This is a genomic window from uncultured Endozoicomonas sp., assembly GCF_947495845.1.
Classification (GTDB): domain Bacteria; phylum Pseudomonadota; class Gammaproteobacteria; order Pseudomonadales; family Endozoicomonadaceae; genus Endozoicomonas.
Genome location: NZ_CANMAO010000012.1, coordinates 54178 through 71883 on the forward strand (window position 1 = coordinate 54178; position 17706 = coordinate 71883).

Annotated in this window: 14 protein-coding genes; 8 read left to right on the forward strand and 6 right to left on the reverse strand. The window is 46.8% G+C overall.

Translation table 11 applies throughout. From position 1 onward, the window contains the following. Window positions 1-75 precede the first annotated feature (75 nt). The 6 genes from Q1B11_RS10015 to Q1B11_RS10040 all read left to right on the forward strand — a co-directional run bounded on the left by Q1B11_RS10015 (window position 76) and on the right by Q1B11_RS10040 (window position 8159). Window positions 76-315 (forward strand): hypothetical protein, encoded by a 240-nt coding sequence (locus tag Q1B11_RS10015; protein ID WP_299731731.1) that lies wholly within the window; start codon window positions 76-78, stop codon window positions 313-315. Beyond that, window positions 284-592 carry a membrane protein insertion efficiency factor YidD gene (gene yidD / locus Q1B11_RS10020; protein WP_366139452.1) on the forward strand — a complete coding sequence of 103 codons (309 nt, stop codon included), beginning with the start codon at window positions 284-286 and terminating at the stop codon, window positions 590-592. Before Q1B11_RS10015 ends, yidD begins: the two co-directional genes overlap by 32 nt. Then, window positions 568-2235 carry a membrane protein insertase YidC gene (gene yidC, locus Q1B11_RS10025; protein WP_299731567.1) on the forward strand — a complete coding sequence of 556 codons (1668 nt, stop codon included), beginning with the start codon at window positions 568-570 and terminating at the stop codon, window positions 2233-2235. The genes yidD and yidC overlap by 25 nt, the downstream gene beginning before the upstream one ends. Before the next feature lie 192 nt (window positions 2236-2427). Further along, window positions 2428-4929, forward strand: coding sequence for a hypothetical protein (locus tag Q1B11_RS10030; protein ID WP_299731570.1), 2502 nt, complete (start codon window positions 2428-2430; stop codon window positions 4927-4929). Window positions 4930-4984: 55 nt separating this feature from the next. Next, window positions 4985-6361: a tRNA uridine-5-carboxymethylaminomethyl(34) synthesis GTPase MnmE gene (gene mnmE, locus Q1B11_RS10035; RefSeq protein WP_299731573.1), complete on the forward strand. Its 1377-nt coding sequence runs from the start codon at window positions 4985-4987 to the stop codon at window positions 6359-6361. A gap of 91 nt (window positions 6362-6452) precedes the next feature. Next, entirely contained in the window at window positions 6453-8159 is a 1707-nt protein-coding gene (locus Q1B11_RS10040; RefSeq protein WP_299731576.1) for a phospho-sugar mutase, read from the forward strand. Here Q1B11_RS10040 and Q1B11_RS10045 read toward each other — a convergent pair. From Q1B11_RS10045 to Q1B11_RS10055, 3 genes are read right to left on the reverse strand one after another with little or no spacing between them, the layout of a single operon-like run. Continuing rightward, window positions 8083-9300 (reverse strand): ABC transporter ATP-binding protein, encoded by a 1218-nt coding sequence (locus Q1B11_RS10045; protein WP_299731579.1) that lies wholly within the window; start codon window positions 9298-9300, stop codon window positions 8083-8085. The genes Q1B11_RS10040 and Q1B11_RS10045 overlap by 77 nt on opposite strands. Further along, entirely contained in the window at window positions 9297-10934 is a 1638-nt protein-coding gene (locus Q1B11_RS10050; RefSeq protein WP_299731582.1) for an iron ABC transporter permease, read from the reverse strand. The genes Q1B11_RS10045 and Q1B11_RS10050 overlap by 4 nt, the downstream gene beginning before the upstream one ends. A gap of 18 nt (window positions 10935-10952) precedes the next feature. After that, window positions 10953-11963 carry a Fe(3+) ABC transporter substrate-binding protein gene (locus Q1B11_RS10055; protein ID WP_299731585.1) on the reverse strand — a complete coding sequence of 337 codons (1011 nt, stop codon included), beginning with the start codon at window positions 11961-11963 and terminating at the stop codon, window positions 10953-10955. Between the two features lie 658 nt (window positions 11964-12621). On the opposite strand from Q1B11_RS10055, the gene msrB reads away from it, so the two are divergent. Both msrB and mnmG read left to right on the forward strand, forming a co-directional pair. Then, the gene (msrB, locus tag Q1B11_RS10060; RefSeq protein ID WP_299731588.1) at window positions 12622-13752 is read left to right on the forward strand and encodes a peptide-methionine (R)-S-oxide reductase MsrB; all 1131 of its coding nucleotides are present in this window, start codon (window positions 12622-12624) and stop codon (window positions 13750-13752) included. 198 nt (window positions 13753-13950) lie between these two features. Further along, window positions 13951-15831, forward strand: a complete 1881-nt coding sequence (gene mnmG, locus Q1B11_RS10065) for a tRNA uridine-5-carboxymethylaminomethyl(34) synthesis enzyme MnmG (protein ID WP_299731591.1) — start codon at window positions 13951-13953, stop codon at window positions 15829-15831. Window positions 15832-15978: 147 nt separating this feature from the next. Here the strand turns inward: mnmG and Q1B11_RS10070 are convergent, their stop codons facing one another. From Q1B11_RS10070 to Q1B11_RS10080, 3 genes are all read right to left on the reverse strand, one after another. Beyond that, entirely contained in the window at window positions 15979-16572 is a 594-nt protein-coding gene (locus Q1B11_RS10070) for a YhgN family NAAT transporter (RefSeq protein ID WP_067582114.1), read from the reverse strand. A gap of 85 nt (window positions 16573-16657) precedes the next feature. After that, window positions 16658-16996, reverse strand: a complete 339-nt coding sequence (locus Q1B11_RS10075; RefSeq protein ID WP_299731594.1) for a hypothetical protein — start codon at window positions 16994-16996, stop codon at window positions 16658-16660. Between the two features lie 124 nt (window positions 16997-17120). Continuing rightward, window positions 17121-17654 carry a gamma carbonic anhydrase family protein gene (locus Q1B11_RS10080; RefSeq protein WP_299731596.1) on the reverse strand — a complete coding sequence of 178 codons (534 nt, stop codon included), beginning with the start codon at window positions 17652-17654 and terminating at the stop codon, window positions 17121-17123. Between the last annotated feature and the right edge of the window lie 52 nt (window positions 17655-17706).

Below are 17706 nucleotides of genomic sequence, written 5' to 3' on the forward strand. Positions count from 1 at the left end.
GGTATCCGACCTGTCTGGATGACAGGCCAGAGCACCGCAACAGGGTATTCGTGGTTTTAACGCATGTTTTAACTAATGAACACATCCTGTTTGGCTCAACTAGGTCTGAAAGACGTGCATCAACAGACAATACGGATTCATCGTGATTCATTGTTTGTGGGTAAGCCGCCTCAGGGCAGTGAATTAAAGCAAGCTTTCTCAGGTTGTTTCTTAGGAGATTTCTCAAGAAGTGTCTCAGAAAGTATTGATCGAATAAGGCATCTGTATGGTCAGATTGGCAAGCATCCCAAGGGAGCTATTGGTGGGCTTAATTAAAGTCTATCGTTATGCCATCAGTCCACTGCTGCCCAGTCGATGCCGCTTTTACCCCTCATGTTCCGCCTATGGCCTGGAAGCCCTAAATCGTCATGGTTTTCTGACTGGCAGCAAGCTGACCTTGCTCCGGCTACTGAGGTGTCACCCCTGGCATCCAGGAGGATTTGACCCGGTACCGGAAAAAGATTCTGGTGAACATCGGAATCACTCAGACAATCATATTCACTCATCTGAATGTGTGGCCCGGAACTCATGGATTTCCAAAGAACACTCCTGATTGGTGCCATTGCTGTCGTCGGTGTTTTAACACTGCAGCAGTGGAACGCAGATTATCCCGGTACGTCGAAATCGACCGCCGTGACCCAATCCGTTTCCAGCACGCTCGCTGGCTCCGATATGCCGTCACTGTCCAGTGACAATGCAATTCCTTCTACTAATACTACGGGTGCTTCCAAGCCTTCTACTGATCTGATCAGTGTGAAGACCGACACCATTGACGCCCTGATCGATCCGGCCGGTGGTGATATTATCAGTCTGAGTCTGCCTGAATACCCAGCCTGGTTACCAGAAGATGGTGAAACATCGGTACCGTTCCAGTTGCTGGTAAACAGTCCTGACTGTCTGGGTGAGCAAACCTGTGTATTTACTGCCCAGAGTGCGCTGGCAAAATCCGATGGCCCCAACGCTGATAATCAGCGCGGAATCTATCAGGTTAAGCAATCCAGCTACACCATGGAAAATGGTCAGGATGCTCTGACGGTTGATCTCTATAAAAATACTGACGGCGTTAACATCACCAAAAGCTTCACCTTCTACCGTGATCGCTATGATGTGTCTGTGGATTATAAGATCACCAACAACAGCAACAAGGTGTGGAAAGATCAGTTTTACGCTCAGCTAAAACGCGATAACTCTGAAGATCCAAGCCAGTTGAACTCCAAAGCGCCAATGAACACCTTCCTGGGCGCTGCGGTGCATTCCAGTGAAGAGCCTTACAAGAAGCTGGCATTTGACGATTCCGCGGATAAACCGTTTAACGAAACCGTGAAAGGTGGTTATGCGGCCATGCTGCAGCACTACTTTGTCAGTGCGTGGATTCCAGACCAGGATGCAGACCATAAGTACTATGCCAAGCAAAACAAAGAAGGTTATAACTTTGTTGGTTTCTTTGATAACGCCCTCACAGCACAACCTGGTGAGACGGTAGAAACCGGTGCGACGTTGTATGTTGGTCCAAAGAATCAGGACATCCTGAAAACCCATGCGGATGGTCTTGAACTGACCGTCGACTACGGCATGCTCTGGTTCCTGGCTCAGCCGTTGTTTGCCATTCTGAAATGGATTCATTCCATTGTGGGTAACTGGGGTTGGTCCATCATTCTGCTGACGGTACTGGTGAAAGGTATTTTCTATCCATTGAACGCAACCAGTTTTCGTTCCATGGCGAAAATGCGAAAGCTTGGACCTAAGCTGGCAGAACTGAAAGAACAGTTTGGTGACGATCGTCAGAAGATGTCGCAGGCGATGATGGAGCTGTACAAGAAGGAGAAGGTCAACCCAATGGGTGGCTGTCTGCCAATTCTTGTTCAGATGCCGGTATTTATTGCGTTGTACTGGACGCTGCTGGAATCCGTTGAATTACGGCAGGCTCCATGGTTGGGCTGGATTCACGATCTGTCCCAGATGGATCCGTACTTTATTCTGCCGCTGATCATGGGTGCATCCATGTTTATTCAGCAGATGTTGAACCCGACACCTCCAGACCCTGTTCAGGCAAAAGTGATGAAGATGATGCCTGTCATCTTTACCTTCTTCTTCCTGTTCTTCCCAGCTGGTCTGGTACTGTACTGGGTGACGAACAACACGTTGTCGATTATTCAGCAGTACTTCATTACCAAGAAGATCGAAAGAGAGGGTTAACCTCTCTTTTAGAGCAAAGCAGCGCAAGGCTGCTTTGCTTTCTTCATCTTTTCTCTTCTGCTATTTCCCTTTCTAATTAATCCATCTTCTGTCGTCTTTTTCGGCGTTTCTACAGTTGCCTTCCCCTATACCGATAACCAGAGAGTAATTCGGAATTTCCATTGATGGGCTAACCAGAAAAAGACCAGAATCATGCTCAAAAAATTGATAGGAACTGCTATTGCCAGCAGTGTTGCAGGAAGCTTAATGGCCAGCCCAAAGCTGGGAAATATTGTCTTGAACCATGCACAAGACAACTATTTCAATGGTGTGATAGCGATTGATGCTCTACCGGATGAGCTGAAGAATAAAAAATTGAAGGCCAAGCTTGGGTCAATCACTGACTTCTATCGTCATGATGTCGAGTATAGCAATCAGCTATCCAGCCTTCGATTTAATGTGCTCAAGGTTGCTGGCGGTAAACACATCATTCGTGTTAAATCGATGCGCCCTATTGTATCTGGTACTCTGCCTCTGGTTGTAAAACTCTATGCCGGCCTGCAAAAAATATACGGAGTCTATGATCTGGAAATGCGCCCGGGTTATCAGGGGTTTGCAAAAAACCAGGTTGAGAGTTCAGTATTAAGAGTGGCTTCAAGCTCAGCACCGATAATGCAATCCAAGCAGGATTTTTCATACCGTGATAGCGGCTCCAAAGCGACCAATTTTTCGAGTAAAGGTAAACAGTTAAGTCAGAATACTCATTACAAAAAACCTTCAGCAGCATCTATTAAAAAGGTTGCTAGAAGTAATTATGATGTGCCAAAGCCAATTATCGCTGCATCAATACCCAGACCAGTAAAATCGATTGCGAAACATATGGATAGTTCTCTATCCAGTAAAAATAGGGTGTTGTCAGGCGCTAGTATCAGCAAAATTTCCATGGAACTGTTGCCTCGGTATCCAGAACATAAGAACTGGCAGTCACTGATGAATCACTTGGTGTCGATGAACCCAACTGCGTTTATCAATGGAGATAAAAACCGACTACGTGAAAATGCTGTTTTGATGCTGCCGGAAGTACAAAGCGATAGAAGTAAACAAAAGAGATTGATCGTAAGAGGTGGAGGAAGCTCAGAGGCAAAGCCCAGAGTTAATAAGCAATCTATTGCTCGTGCATCGTCCATAAGTGCATTAAATGCGCTTGATGAGCCTATTAAGACTGATGGCAGAGCAACGGTTCAATTCACTGCAAGTGTTAAAAAACCGGTCATCTTTAAGAAGTCTCATATTGATGGCAGTTCAATGGATTACCGGGTTGCGAAAAGTGAGACTCTTAGTGAGATTGCATTTAAGCTATCGTCACGATATTCAGAGTATGGTCATTGGAAAAATCTGATGGCACACCTTGTGGCACTGAATCCAGGTGAGTTTATTAATGATGATATCAATCGGTTAAAAGCAGATATCCAACTTCGGCTTCCATCAAAAGAGCAGCGACAAAAAGCTCTGGCAATGTCGCAGACTGTGTTAGGGCTGATATCAGATAGTCATTACAAAGTTCTTCCGGGGGATTCATTAAGTGCAATTGCCATTAAGTTGGCCAGAAAAAATGGCGGTTCTGCCGTTGAAATAATGAGGGGAATAGTAAAACTAAATCCAAATGCATTCGCAGGTAAAGATATCAACAGGCTTATGGCGGGTACGGTACTGACTCTGCCAGCCAATAAAAAACGGGTGGTTAAGGTAAAGAAGGAATCATTACCTCAACAACTAGGTATCGCACAAAACCGTTTGCCATCCCTGGTACCTGTGGCAAAAGATCAAGTTACATCGAAGCCCATCAGAACGAAGAGTATTTATCATCAGGTTGCTTACGGTGAGAGCGTTAGCAGGATCGCCATGAAACTGGCAAAAGAGCATCCGGAGTATGGAAGTTGGCAGGCGATAGCAAAACAGTTGGTCGCGATGAACCCTGAGGCGTTTATTAATAGCGATCCAAGTCTATTAATTGCGGGTGCCGTACTTTCTTTACCGGCCGCTGGAAATATTGAAATCGAAGCTGAGGTGATGGAACTACCCGGGTATACGAACAAAGCGCCTAAGCCATTGAATGTAGAAGCTAAGCGAGCCGTTAAAAAAATACTCTCAGCACCGGTCAACAAAAGTGCTGGTCGTCATAGAACTTACAGGGTCACCGATGGTGACAATCTAAGTTTGATTTCTTACAAGCTATTGGACAAGTATCCCCATATCAGCAGTTTGCGAGTGATGGCTGATGAATTAATTCGTATGAACCCTGGCGTACTATCAGAGCGTAATCAGAAATATATACCTGCAGGTACAGTGCTGATTCTTCCTGTCCCCAGCGACAAAGTACACGATCTGGATAAGGCTATGCATCAACTGGAAATCGATGCCAGGACGCGAAAGGCATCATCCAGGGAAAACCAAAGTATCAATAAAACTCAGGGGCACTGGACTGTCAGTGAGCAAGAGCTACTCAAAGAAGTGTTCTATGTCGTTCCTAAGGGGTACACCATCAGCATGGTCGCCATTCAACTGCATCAGGATTATCCACAGTATGAGAGCTGGCCGGAATTAATGAATGACCTTTATGATCTGAACCCAGGCGCATTTTTGAATAACGACATTAATCAGCTAAGAAGCAATGCCGAATTGAAGTTACCAATCGGTGCGGTTTCTGTGTACTAGATCGCCAATCCTTCATAGACTATGCCATCAACTACGCAGTAACTGATGGCTTGATATGTCTGATCTCAGCAATTTACACCAGGATACAATTGTTGCCCAGGCCACTGCGCCGGGGCGCGGTGGTGTTGGCATTATTAGGGTATCCGGACCGGATGCTTTACGAGTTGCCAGAGAAGTGCTGAAACTGGAACCAAAACCCCGCTTTGCTCACTACTGTCCATTTCATGATAAAGATGATGTGATTCTGGATGAAGGCATTGCCCTTTACTTCCCAAACCCGAACTCCTTTACCGGCGAAGATGTGCTTGAGCTTCAAGGGCATGGCGGTCCGGTCATTCTGGATATGCTTCAAAAGCGGATCATGTCTCTGGGGATTCGGCAGGCCAATCCTGGTGAGTTCTCAGAAAGAGCATTCCTGAACGACAAGCTTGATCTTGCTCAGGCAGAAGCCATTGCTGACCTGATCGAGAGCACGTCCGAGCAAGCTGCCCGTTCGGCGTTGCGCTCTTTGCAGGGTGTGTTTTCAAATCGAGTTAATGGGCTGGTTGAATCGTTGATTGAATTGAGAATCTATGTCGAAGCCGCTATTGATTTTCCGGAAGAAGAAATTGATTTCCTCAACGATGGTAAAGTCACCGGTGAGTTGCAAAGCATTACTCAGCAGCTTCAAGATGTGATTCGTGAAGCGAGTCAAGGCGCCATTCTGCGTGACGGAATGACGGTCGTTATTGCTGGTCGCCCAAACGCCGGTAAATCCAGTTTGATGAACGTGCTCGCCGGTCGGGAAACAGCCATCGTTACCGACATCGCCGGAACCACCCGGGATGTTTTGAAAGAACAAATCCATATCGATGGCATGCCGCTGCATGTGATTGATACCGCCGGGCTCCGTGAAACCGATGATCTGGTGGAACAGATTGGAGTGGAGCGAGCATTCAAAGCCATAGAAGAAGCGGACCGTGTATTACTGATGGTGGATGGTTCTTCAACCAGCGCAACAGATGCTCACGACATCTGGCCGGAGTTTGCAGATCGCCTGCCTATTCAGGAAAAGCTCACCGTTATACGCAATAAAATTGATCTCACCGGAGAGCAGCCCGGATTAGCGAAAGAGAATGGTGTCCCGGTATTGAGAATCTGCGCAAATAATCATCAGGGGGTTGATGCTCTGCGCGAGCACCTGAAAGCCTGCATGGGGTTTGAAGGCGCAATGGAAAGTAATTTCTCCGCGCGCCGCCGTCATTTGGAAGCACTGCGTAAGGCAGGCGAGTACATCGAGAATGGTAGACAACAGCTGGAGCATATGGGCGCCGGCGAATTATTGGCTGAGGATCTGCGACTTGCACAAAAAGTGCTTGGTGAAATCACCGGTACTTTTACCAGCGATGATTTGCTTGGCAGAATTTTCTCGTCTTTCTGTATTGGGAAGTGACGTTCAACAAACCTGTTAAAATACAGGTGTCGACTGTTTAGTCTTTTTTCTGCTTATCACTCATCACTACGATTGTCATAGGAGCTCCTTCATGAACGAATACGTATCGAAGTGGTTGTCACGGGACCCTGATCCGGCCACCCGTAAAGAGCTTCAAACGCTGATAGATTCGAATAATGAAAAGGAGCTAAGCAGTCGATTTACCGGGCGGCTTGAGTTTGGCACAGCAGGCCTGCGAGGCGTTGTTGGCGCAGGTTCAAACCGGATGAACCGTTTGGTTATTCAGGAGACCGCTACAGGTTTGGGGCGTTACCTGCTTGATCAAATAGAAAATACATCTAAAAAAGGTGTGATTATCGGCTACGACGGTCGTCCGGATTCACGACAGTTTGCCCATGATACCGCGGGCGTGCTCACCGCTTTGGGCATCAAGGTTTATCTCACAGAAAAAGTAGCAGCAACACCATTGGTGGCTTTTGGTATTAACCATCTGAAAACGGCTGCCGGTGTTGTCGTCACCGCCAGTCATAATCCACCTCAATACAATGGTTTTAAGGTTTATTGGAGTAACGGTGCTCAGATTATTCCGCCTCATGATTCAGGTATTGCCAGGGAAATAGATAAGGCCGCTGAAGCAGAGCTTAACTTGAAAGATCTGAATCAAGCGGAACAAGAAGGCCTGCTGGTATGGCTTGGAAAGGATTATTACGAAACGTATCGCAAAACGATCGGGCAAAGCCCGCTACTGAATAATCGCACTAAGCCAAATGACATTAGCCTTGCCTACACCGCCATGCACGGCGTAGGTGCTGAGATGGCTGAAGACCTATTGCAAGACAATGGGTTTAATCAAGTATTCAGTGTAGCCGCGCAGAGAGAGCCTGACGGCACATTCCCAACCGTTAACTTTCCCAACCCGGAAGAACCTGGCGCAATGGATATGGTGATGGCAGAAGCCAAAGCCCATAACGCTGTGCTGGCCTGTGCCAATGATCCGGACGCTGATCGTTTTGCGGTGGCCGTTCGCAAACCGGACGACAGTTATCAAATGCTAACCGGTGATCAGGTAGGTGCTCTGTTTGGCGATTACCTGCTGCGATTGGCTGGAGCTAAAAATAAGCTGGTTGGTTGCACCATTGTTTCTTCCAGCTTATTGGGAAAAATTGCCAGCAGCATGGGCGCTGAATACTTCCAGACATTGACGGGCTTTAAATGGCTGACGAATGTGGCGATGTCCATGGAAACCAGTGAACGACAGTTTCTGTTTGCCTATGAAGAAGCCCTTGGCTACACCATTGGCAGTCAGGTGTGGGATAAAGACGGTCTTTCTGCCCTTGTTGCTTTTGCGCAATTAACTGCTGAGTTAAATAGCCAGGGGAAAACCGTTTGGGATCAATTGGAAACCCTATACAGAAAACACGGTCTGCACCTGAACGCTCAGCGCAGCATTGCTCTTGATCCAGCCGCGCCACCGATTGGTGACACATTACGATCTGCACAGCCTGAAATGATTGCCGGACAAAAGGTGATGATTATTGAGGATTTCAAATCTTCAAGAAGAAAGCACGCCGATGGTCGTGAAGAAGTGATTCAGTTACCCGTGAGTGATGTGCTGATTTATCACCTTGAATCCGGCAACCGAGTGGTGGTCAGGCCATCCGGTACCGAGCCAAAATTGAAATGTTATTACGAAGTGGTTGAACCCTTTGACGCGGACGATGCTATGGAGCAGGTTCAACAACGGGCAGATGCGCACATGCATCATTTGATTGAAGCCCATCAGGCGTCGCTGGTGTAGTGATTGTGAGCGCCTGACCATCCGCATCAAACAACACCAGCTCGTGAGGAATAATATTCACATGAGCTGGCGCCCCTTCACTGAACACCATGGAACCTTCAGCACCCAGTGATGAATGTTCTGCCACCAGCTGATATTTACCCTGACAGCAATCCAACTGAATCTCACTGCGTATGGTTTTTCCCATGAATTGCTGGCGGGAGACAGTTGCCTGTGGATAACTTTTGTCTGTGTTGTGCACAGGTTTAATTTCAACCATCTGTGGCCTGACAAATAACTCCAGGCTGGCCGGTGAATTCGTTGATAGTGGTCGTGTAGATTTCAACAGACCAATGGGTGTTTCGACGTGATACTCATCTTTTATCGACACGGGTAACACATTACCTGCGCCCATAAAGTCAGCAATAAATCGGTTATCCGGATGATGATAAACGTCGGATGCCGTTCCATACTGCATAATTCTTCCCTGCCCCATCACTGCGACTTTGTCCGCAAAGGCAAAACCCTCTTCTCGGCTGTGGGTAACAAACAGGCCAGCGACTTTCTGCTGTTTTAAAATATCTCGAATCTCACGAATCAGGTGCTGGCGAACCTGGCTGTCGATATTAGAAAAAGGCTCATCTAATAACAGAATGGAGGGTTTGTTGGCCAGCGCCCGGGCAATAGCTACACGCTGTTGCTGACCACCGGACAACTCATGGGGGTAACGCTTTTCAAGATTGAACAGATTAACCAGTTCAAGCATTTCCCGAACGCGGTGTTTTACCGTTGTCGAATCGGATTTGCTGAGGCCAAAAGCAATGTTTTCAAAAACAGTCAGATGAGGAAACAGGGCATAATCCTGAAAAATCATGCCAATGCCCCGCTGTTCCGGAGGCGTCACTTTTCGGGCTGAACTGACTTCATGGTCATGAATATTGATGGTGCCGGCAACAGGTTGAATAATGCCGGCAATGGCTTTCAATAAAGTGGACTTACCGCAGCCGCTTCTGCCCAGCAAGCAGACAATTTCACCATCTTCAATGGCTACGTTTAAATCTGACAACACCAGATCGCTGCTTCTTAATGCGTCTTTTGGCTTCTTGCGCTGACTGTTATAAGAGCAGGCAAGGTCAGTGATTTCTAAAGCGTTCAAACTCATGACTGCTCTTGCCTTTCCAGTGATCGATTGAGCATTATCAGGGGCACTAATCCTACCAGAACCAACACTAGTGCGGCAGGTGCCGCATACTCAAGTTGTTCATCTGATACGTATTGGAATACCCACGTAGCCAGTGTTTCAAAATTAAAAGGTCTCAACAAAAGGGTTGCCGGCAGCTCTTTCATACTTTCGATAAAGACCAGCAACAAACCCGCCAGCAAGCCTTTTCTAATCAGCGGAATATGAATGCGCTTAACCATGCCCTGTGGATGACAGCCAAGAGTTCGGCTGGCCATATCCAGAGAAGGAGACACTCGGCCAAGGCTGGATTCCACACTACCGACAGCAACAGCGGAAAAGCGAACCACATAGGCAAAAATAATAGTGAGCGCCGAGCCGCTGAAGATTAAGCCAACCGGTGATAGCCCCCACTGAATCAGTAATTCATTAATCCAATTATCTGTCAGCGCCAGAGGAATCAGCACACCAATAGCCAGCACATTGCCCGGTAATGCATAACCTGTGGATACCAGACGCCCTGGGATTTTTGCAAATGTATCGTTCTTCAGGCGCTGATAAATACACAAAAATAACGCAACAAAACAAGCGACAGCGGCTGCAGAACCAGAAACCATAAGACTATTAAGACCGTACTGAAAAAGCTCGGCGTTCCAGGATGACTCGAAATAGCGAATCAGGTAGTTCACCAGAATCAGGGATGGCAATAGAAAACCAAGAATAACCAGCATCCAGCACCAGCCCAGAGCCAGCCATTTGGTTTTGCCGGTTAATGCAATGTGTTCTTTTTGCTCTTGTCCGGTATTTTTCTGATACAGCTGTAAACGGCGACGGCTGTATTTTTCTGTACTGATCAGCAACATCACCACCAATAACATCATGGCAGAAATTTTCGCGGCAGCATTCAGGCTGCCATACCCAAGCCAAGTGTCGTATACCGCGGTTGTGAGGGTGGGAACGGAGAAATAACTGACAGTGGCGAAATCACCTAAGGCTTCCATCCCCATCAACGCAAGACCAGTAATAATGGCTGGTCTTGCCATCGGCAGTGAAACACGAAAGAAACTGTTTAGCGGAGAGCACCCAAGCAGTCGACTGGCCAACACCTGACTTTGTGATTGCTCCAGAAAAGCGGTTCTCGCCAATAAATAAAGGTAGGGATAGAGCACCAGGGCAAGAATAACAATGGCGCCACCAAGGCTGCGGATTTCAGGAAAATAATAGTCGGCAGCGGATTCCCAGCCTGTGATCGTTCGTAACAACTGTTGAACCGGGCCAGCAAACTCCAGTAAGTCCGTATAAATAAAAGCAATAACATAAGAGGGCATCGCCAGCGGCAAAATCAAGAGCCACTGCAACTGTGCTTTACCCGGTAGATTGGTATTTGCCATAACCCAGGCCGCGGGAATGGCAAGAATGGCGCCAAGGATGCTGACACCAAGAATCAGCAGAATGCTGTTAATAATGTAGGTGGGGAGTACCGTGTTCCAGAGGTGGTCAAAAAGCTCACCGGATGGCGCAAGCGCTTCCACCACCAAAGCGACGACAGGCGAAAACAACAAAAGGGCTAGCAGCCAACTGCCAGCCCTCCAGTAGAAAGGTAACTGATGATTCATATAATCAAAAATCAGCCATTATAGATCGAACTTCACCTCATCCAGAAGACGCTGAGCCGTGGTACGGTTGGCGGCAATGTCTGCAATCGGTAATGGATCCGCTTTGAATTCTCCCCAGGACGCAACGGTTTCAGATACGGCGACTTTTGGATTTACCGGGTATTCCATATTGTCTTTCGCGTAGATGGATTGAGCTTCTTCGCTGGACAGATATTCCATCAGCTTCTGTGCATTTGCTTTGTTCGGCGCATATTTGGCCATTACCATGCCACTGATATTGATGTGCGAACCATCGGTTTTCTGATTAGGGAAGTTCAGATAAACGGCATCTGCCCAGGCTTTCTGATCATCTCGCTGCATCATCTTGCCAAAGTAATAGCTGTTCCCCAGGGACACATCACAAACCCCTTCTTTGATCGCTTTTACCTGAGCACGATCATTACCCTGTGGGCGACGAGCCAAGTTGGCTTTTACACCTTCCAGCCACTGCTTGGTTTCAGCTTCGCCTTTATGAGCAACCATGGAAGCGACAAGACCAAGGTTGTATGGATGCTTACCGCTGCGGGTACAGATTTTGCCTTTATATTGAGCACTGGCCAGATCTTCATAATTGATATCAACCGGCTGATCACTGCGCTTGGAGCTGTAGATATTGCGTACGCGCTTGGTGAGTGAGTACCACTGGTGATCCGGGTCTCTCAGGTTAGCTGGAATATTCTCATCAATAACGTTGCTCTCAACGGGCTGAACCAACTTGCGGTCTACCAGATCAAACAGGCTGATCATGTCGGAAGTCAAAACCACATCGGCGGGGCTGAACTTTCCTTCTCTCTGGATGCGCTCTTCCAGACCTTTCTTTGCAAACACCACGTTCACCTTAACGTCGTTCTCTTCTTCGAACTTTTTCAGCATCGGCTCGATGAGGAAAGGCTGACGGTAGGAGTAAACGTTAACCTCTTCTGCCGCCTGAGCAATCAGAGGCGAGCAAGAGAGAGCAACGGCGGAGGCAATAGAGAGAAGCTTTTTCATGTGCACCTGCAAACAATAATTATTATCGTTTGCGGATTGTACTTAAATTTTCTTATCTAACAACCCCCTGTCTTTTATTCCTGTGGATAGTATTCAGTTCACAGGAAAGACTACTTCCTTTGAAAGACTTGAGTTTATTGGTCTCCAGCATACTTAAAATAGTGAATCTGGAAATGTGGACATCAACACATACAAACTATTAACAAGGTATGGAGGAAGTTCTTAATAAGTTGAGGCTGTGGATAAGACCTGATTTATCCACAGCCTGCCTACATGATAAGTAGAGCTTCTTACCATGAAAAGAACAGGGTTGTTCAATATGTATTTAATTGTTTTTAAAGGTTTTTTTGAGGTTTTGCACAGATTTTATCAACACTAATAATTATATCTAATATAAAAAACACTAGAAAACAGCTATCGCTGTTATTACTGTAATTCAGGCCGAAACTTGAAGGGGACTGTATTCGAAATGCAGATGTTCATTGGAAGGTTTCAGGCGGGGTAAAGGGATTCAGGAAAAAGCACACCCTCTGTTACACCATTAAAACCCTGAAAGGTTGGTGTAAAAATTATGTGATTTTCGTAGGAACGCTTGTAACGTTTAAAGAATCAATCCGTTTAATAGCAAAGATAACTTAAGCGTTAATGCGGGGTGCTTATGAAAACAAGTTCAAAACTGGTGGCCAGACTGGCAGCTCTCTTGCTGTTGGCAACATCCATCTTCAGTTATGCGGATAACGCTTCAGAAACCAAAGCGGCTACGACAGAAATCGCCACTCTGGCCGGTGGCTGCTTCTGGTGTACTGAGTCGGATCTGGAGAAACTGAATGGCGTTATTGATGTGGTCTCGGGTTACTCTGGTGGGCAGCTGGAAAACCCGTCTTATGATCAGGTGTCTTCAGGAAAGTCAGGACATATTGAAGTTATCAATGTCGTTTATGATCCAGCTGTTGTGAGCTATGAGCAGGTACTGGATCAGTTCTTTCGACATATTGACCCAACGGATGATAAAGGCTCTTTTGTTGACCGGGGGCCACAGTATCGACCGGCCATCTTCTTTCGGAGTGAAGAACAGAAGCTGGTAGCGCAAAGCTTTATGGAAGAGATTGAAGCGTTGGGCGTCTTTAAAAAGCCGTTGAAGACTGAGTTGATTCCATTCAAAAAATTCTGGCCTGCAGAGGATTACCATCAGGATTATTACCAGCGAAATAAAGTTCGCTATACCTATTACCGCTACGCCTCTGGCCGGGATAAATATCTGGATGGAATTTTCGGCTCTGATCGAAAAGAAAATTCGGTAACGCTGAGGGAGATGATCGATGCCCGCAGTAAACAAGCGACTGAAAAGACCTATACCAAACCCTCTGACGAAGTGATCCGCAAACAACTCACAGAGCAGCAATACTATGTCACTCAGGAAGACGGCACCGAGAAGGCCTTTCAGAATGAATACTGGGACAACAAGGCTGAAGGTATTTATGTGGATATCGTAACGGGAGAACCTCTGTTTTCGTCTACGGATAAATACAAATCCGGTACAGGATGGCCAAGTTTTTCTAAACCGATCAACGATGCCTTTGTGACCGAGCAGACCGACTTCAAACTGATTTTCCCGAGAACGGAAGTTCGCAGTAAATACGGGGACTCTCATCTTGGTCATGTATTTGATGATGGCCCAGACCCAACCGGGCTGCGCTATTGTATGAACTCCGCTGCCATGCGTTTTGTACCCAAGGCGGATATGGAAAAAGAGGGATATGGCGCGTATCTCTACTTGTTCGAGCAGTAAATACAAAACAAAAATTTACCAACGATCGTATCAATACGGTGGTCAGTACTTGCACTACCGATAGAGGGCGGTTCTATGAGGGGACTGTCCGAGTCGTTATTCTAATCAACCGTAGTGATCACAGGGTCACAGAGTGATTTTTCCTGTGTATAATTGCCAGCCTTTACCCTTTTAACTCACAGGTGACCGACGTTGGCAGTGGATTTCCCAAATCAATTTGATGTGATTGTTATCGGTGGTGGTCATGCCGGTACTGAAGCCGCGTTGGCTTCAGCGCGTATGGGCGTGAAAACGCTATTACTGACCCATAACATCGAAACTCTGGGGATGATGTCCTGTAATCCGGCCATTGGCGGGATTGGTAAAAGTCATCTGGTGAAAGAGGTGGATGCTCTGGGCGGGGCTATGGCGATAGCCACAGATCTCGCAGGTATCCAGTTCAGAATTCTTAATGCCCGTAAAGGGCCGGCGGTTCGTGCAACCCGGGCTCAGGCTGATCGTGCGCTGTATAAAGCGGCCATACGCAACATTCTGGAAAATCAGGAAAATCTCTGGATTTTCCAACAGTCTGCAGATGATCTGGTGATGGATGACAACACTAACGAGGTTCGTGGTGTTGTCACCAACATGGGGGTGCGTTTCCTGGCGCCTAACGTGGTACTGACAGCAGGCACTTTCCTTGGCGGCCGTATCCATATTGGCTTAGAAAACCACAGCGGTGGCCGCGCCGGCGATCCACCTTCCATTGCCCTGGCTAACCGGTTAAGAGAATTGCCGCTGGATGTTCAGCGTCTCAAAACGGGAACCCCTGCGCGCATAGATGCCCGAAGCGTGGATTTCTCGGTAATGGAAGAACAGGCAGGCGATACGCCATTGCCGGTGATGTCTTACATGGGATCTGTTGAACAGCATCCTGAGCAGGTGTCCTGCTATATCACCCACACCAATGAGCAAACCCATGACATTATTCGTGGCGGGCTTGATCGTTCGCCAATGTTTACCGGTGTTATCGAAGGGGTTGGACCACGTTACTGCCCATCCATTGAAGACAAAATTACCCGGTTTGCGGATAAGAACTCCCATCAGGTGTTTCTGGAGCCAGAAGGGTTATCCACAAACGAACTCTACCCAAATGGCATCTCCACCAGTTTGCCATTTGATGTGCAGATCAATTTAATTCAATCCATTCGTGGTTTGGAAAATGCGCACATTACACGACCAGGTTATGCCATTGAGTATGATTATTTTGACCCTCGTGGTTTGAAATACTCGCTGGAAACGAAAAGCATTGGCGGTTTGTTCTTTGCTGGTCAGATAAACGGAACCACCGGTTACGAAGAAGCGGCAGCTCAAGGTTTGCTGGCCGGAATGAACGCAGCACTGCGCGCTCAGGAAAAAGAAGCCTGGTGCCCTCGCCGTGACGAAGCGTACATTGGCGTGCTGGTGGATGATCTGATCACCAACGGCACCAGCGAACCCTATCGTATGTTTACCAGTCGTGCGGAGTATCGTCTGATCCTTCGTGAAGACAATGCCGACCTTCGTCTCACCGAAAAAGGCCGTGAATTTGGTCTGGTTGATGATAAGCGTTGGGCAGCATTCACTGAAAAGAAAGAGCGCATTGAGAAGGAATCTGAGCGTCTCAGAGCCTCTTTTGTCCACCCGGGTAGCGAAGCAGCCAAAAAACTGGAAAACAAGCTCAGTAAGCCAATAAGCCGTGAATACAGCCTGTTGGAACTGCTTCGTCGGCCAGAACTGACTTATGAAGATGTTTCCGGACTTGTGGGTGAAGCAGAGAGCCATGAGCAAGTAGCGGAGCAAGTGGAAATCCAGACCAAGTATCAGGGCTATATTGATCGCCAGACGGAAGAAATAGACAGAATGCGACGTTATGAAAATACCCGCATTCCTGACGCCATGGATTACACAAAGATCGAAGGGCTTTCTAACGAGCTGAAGCAGAAGCTGAGTGAAACACGACCAGAGACGTTAGGTCGAGCTTCTCGAATTCAGGGAATGACACCTGCGGCCGTTTCGTTGTTGCTGGTTTACATGAAGAAACGTTCAATGGCGGCGTGATTTTTGTTAATGGGTAGGGAGATGTTTTTTGCTCCCTACTCTTACGAGAAGTTCTCAGATTTATATTTATATTTTTATTGTTGTCTTTTAAATGCTATTTCTGGATTTAAATACCAAAACGCAATCAAATTAATGGCCTTTCTTTATTTAATGAGTAAGATATTTCGCAATACCATCCATAAACATTTGAACAGAAAGCATAACTAGAACCATTCCCATTAACCGTTCAATAGCGAAAATCCCTCTGCCGCCAAGAAGCTTCATGAGTTTTCCGGAACACATTAAAATCGCCGCACTTATGGCCCAAGCGATAAATACAGCCAGAGAAAGATCAAGCTGGTGCCCGGGATTTTGGCTCGAAACCAACATCAGTGCCGCCAGAATGGAGGGGCCTGCAATCAGGGGAATCGCCAGAGGCACGATAAAGGGCTCACCTTCAGGGGTGCTTCCCATAATCCCACCACCACGACTGGACGGAAAAATCATTCGAATAGCGATGATGAATAGAATAATAGCCCCGGCAATACTGACGGATTCCTGCTTGAGGTTCAGGGACAGTAATAGATATTTACCGGCGAAGAGGAACAAAAGCAGGATCAGCAAAGCAATCAAGAGTTCTCTGATCAGTACTTTGAAGCGCCTTTCTTCTGGCACACTTTTTAGAATGGAAATAAAGACCGGCATATTTCCAAGTGGATCCATGATCAGGAAAAGCAAAATAACAGTTGAATAAATATCCATGATGTGGCGGCTGGTTCATGTTGAATAAGAAAGGCTTATAACATACAACCAGCACCCAAAGAAGGGTGCTGGTTGTATGTTGGCGTTAAATAACGTTCTTGCCAACGAGTATGGACGCCAGTTTATTAATCTGTACCGGATCCTGACTTTTTTGCAGGGGACTTTGCTCTGATGAACCAAAATCACCGGTAGACTCAAAGTCCAAACTAACAGGTGAGCTGGCCTCGAGAATGGATTTTGCGGCGATCTTAGCAAGCCTGGCATCATTAATGTCTTCGTATAGAGCCATTTCACTCTTATCTCTGACTTCATCAGCGTGCTCATGCTGCTGCGCTAATGGATTGTCTTCAGCACTATCAATCCCATGAGACTGCTGTTTTATAGCAGTACTAAAACCCGATAAGCTAACTCCTGGTGCAGACATATCAAACTCCCTTTCTAAAACGGTTCCATAACATAAACCGTAGTCAGTCATAGAACGAAGTTCACTGAGACTTAAGTAGCGTCTATGTATAAGTTATTGAATCTCAATGTTTTATTTCTAGTTTTTAATCAATAAAAGAGTCTTTAAGTTTCACATAATTAGCAGCACTGTACTGAAAGAAAGTCTTCTCTTTTTCTGAAATAGGGCGAGACTTGGCAGCAGGATTGCCTTTATAGACAAAACCGCTTTCAAGGCGCTTTCCCGGCGGAACCAGGCTACCTGCTCCGACAATCACCTCTTCCTCTATCACGGCGCCATCTAAAATTATCGACCCAATGCCAATCAGGCAGCGATCGTGAATGGTGCAGCCATGCAAAACGGCTTTATGACCCACTGTCACATCATTTCCAATGGTCAGCGGGTAGCCTTCCGGGTTGTAATCACTGGAGTGGGTGATATGAAGCACGGAGCCATCCTGGATACTGGTACGGGCACCAATGGTAATTGAGTGCATATCGCCGCGAATAACGGCTGTTGGCCACACGGAGCTATCATCCCCGATGGATACATCACCAATAACTTCAGCGCTGTTATCGATATAGACCCGCTTACCAATAACTGGCATTTTATGATTATAAGAACGTATGGCCTGGCTCATTAATAGGGTCTCAAAAGAAGTAAATACGGTATTTGCTTGAATTCCCTGATCG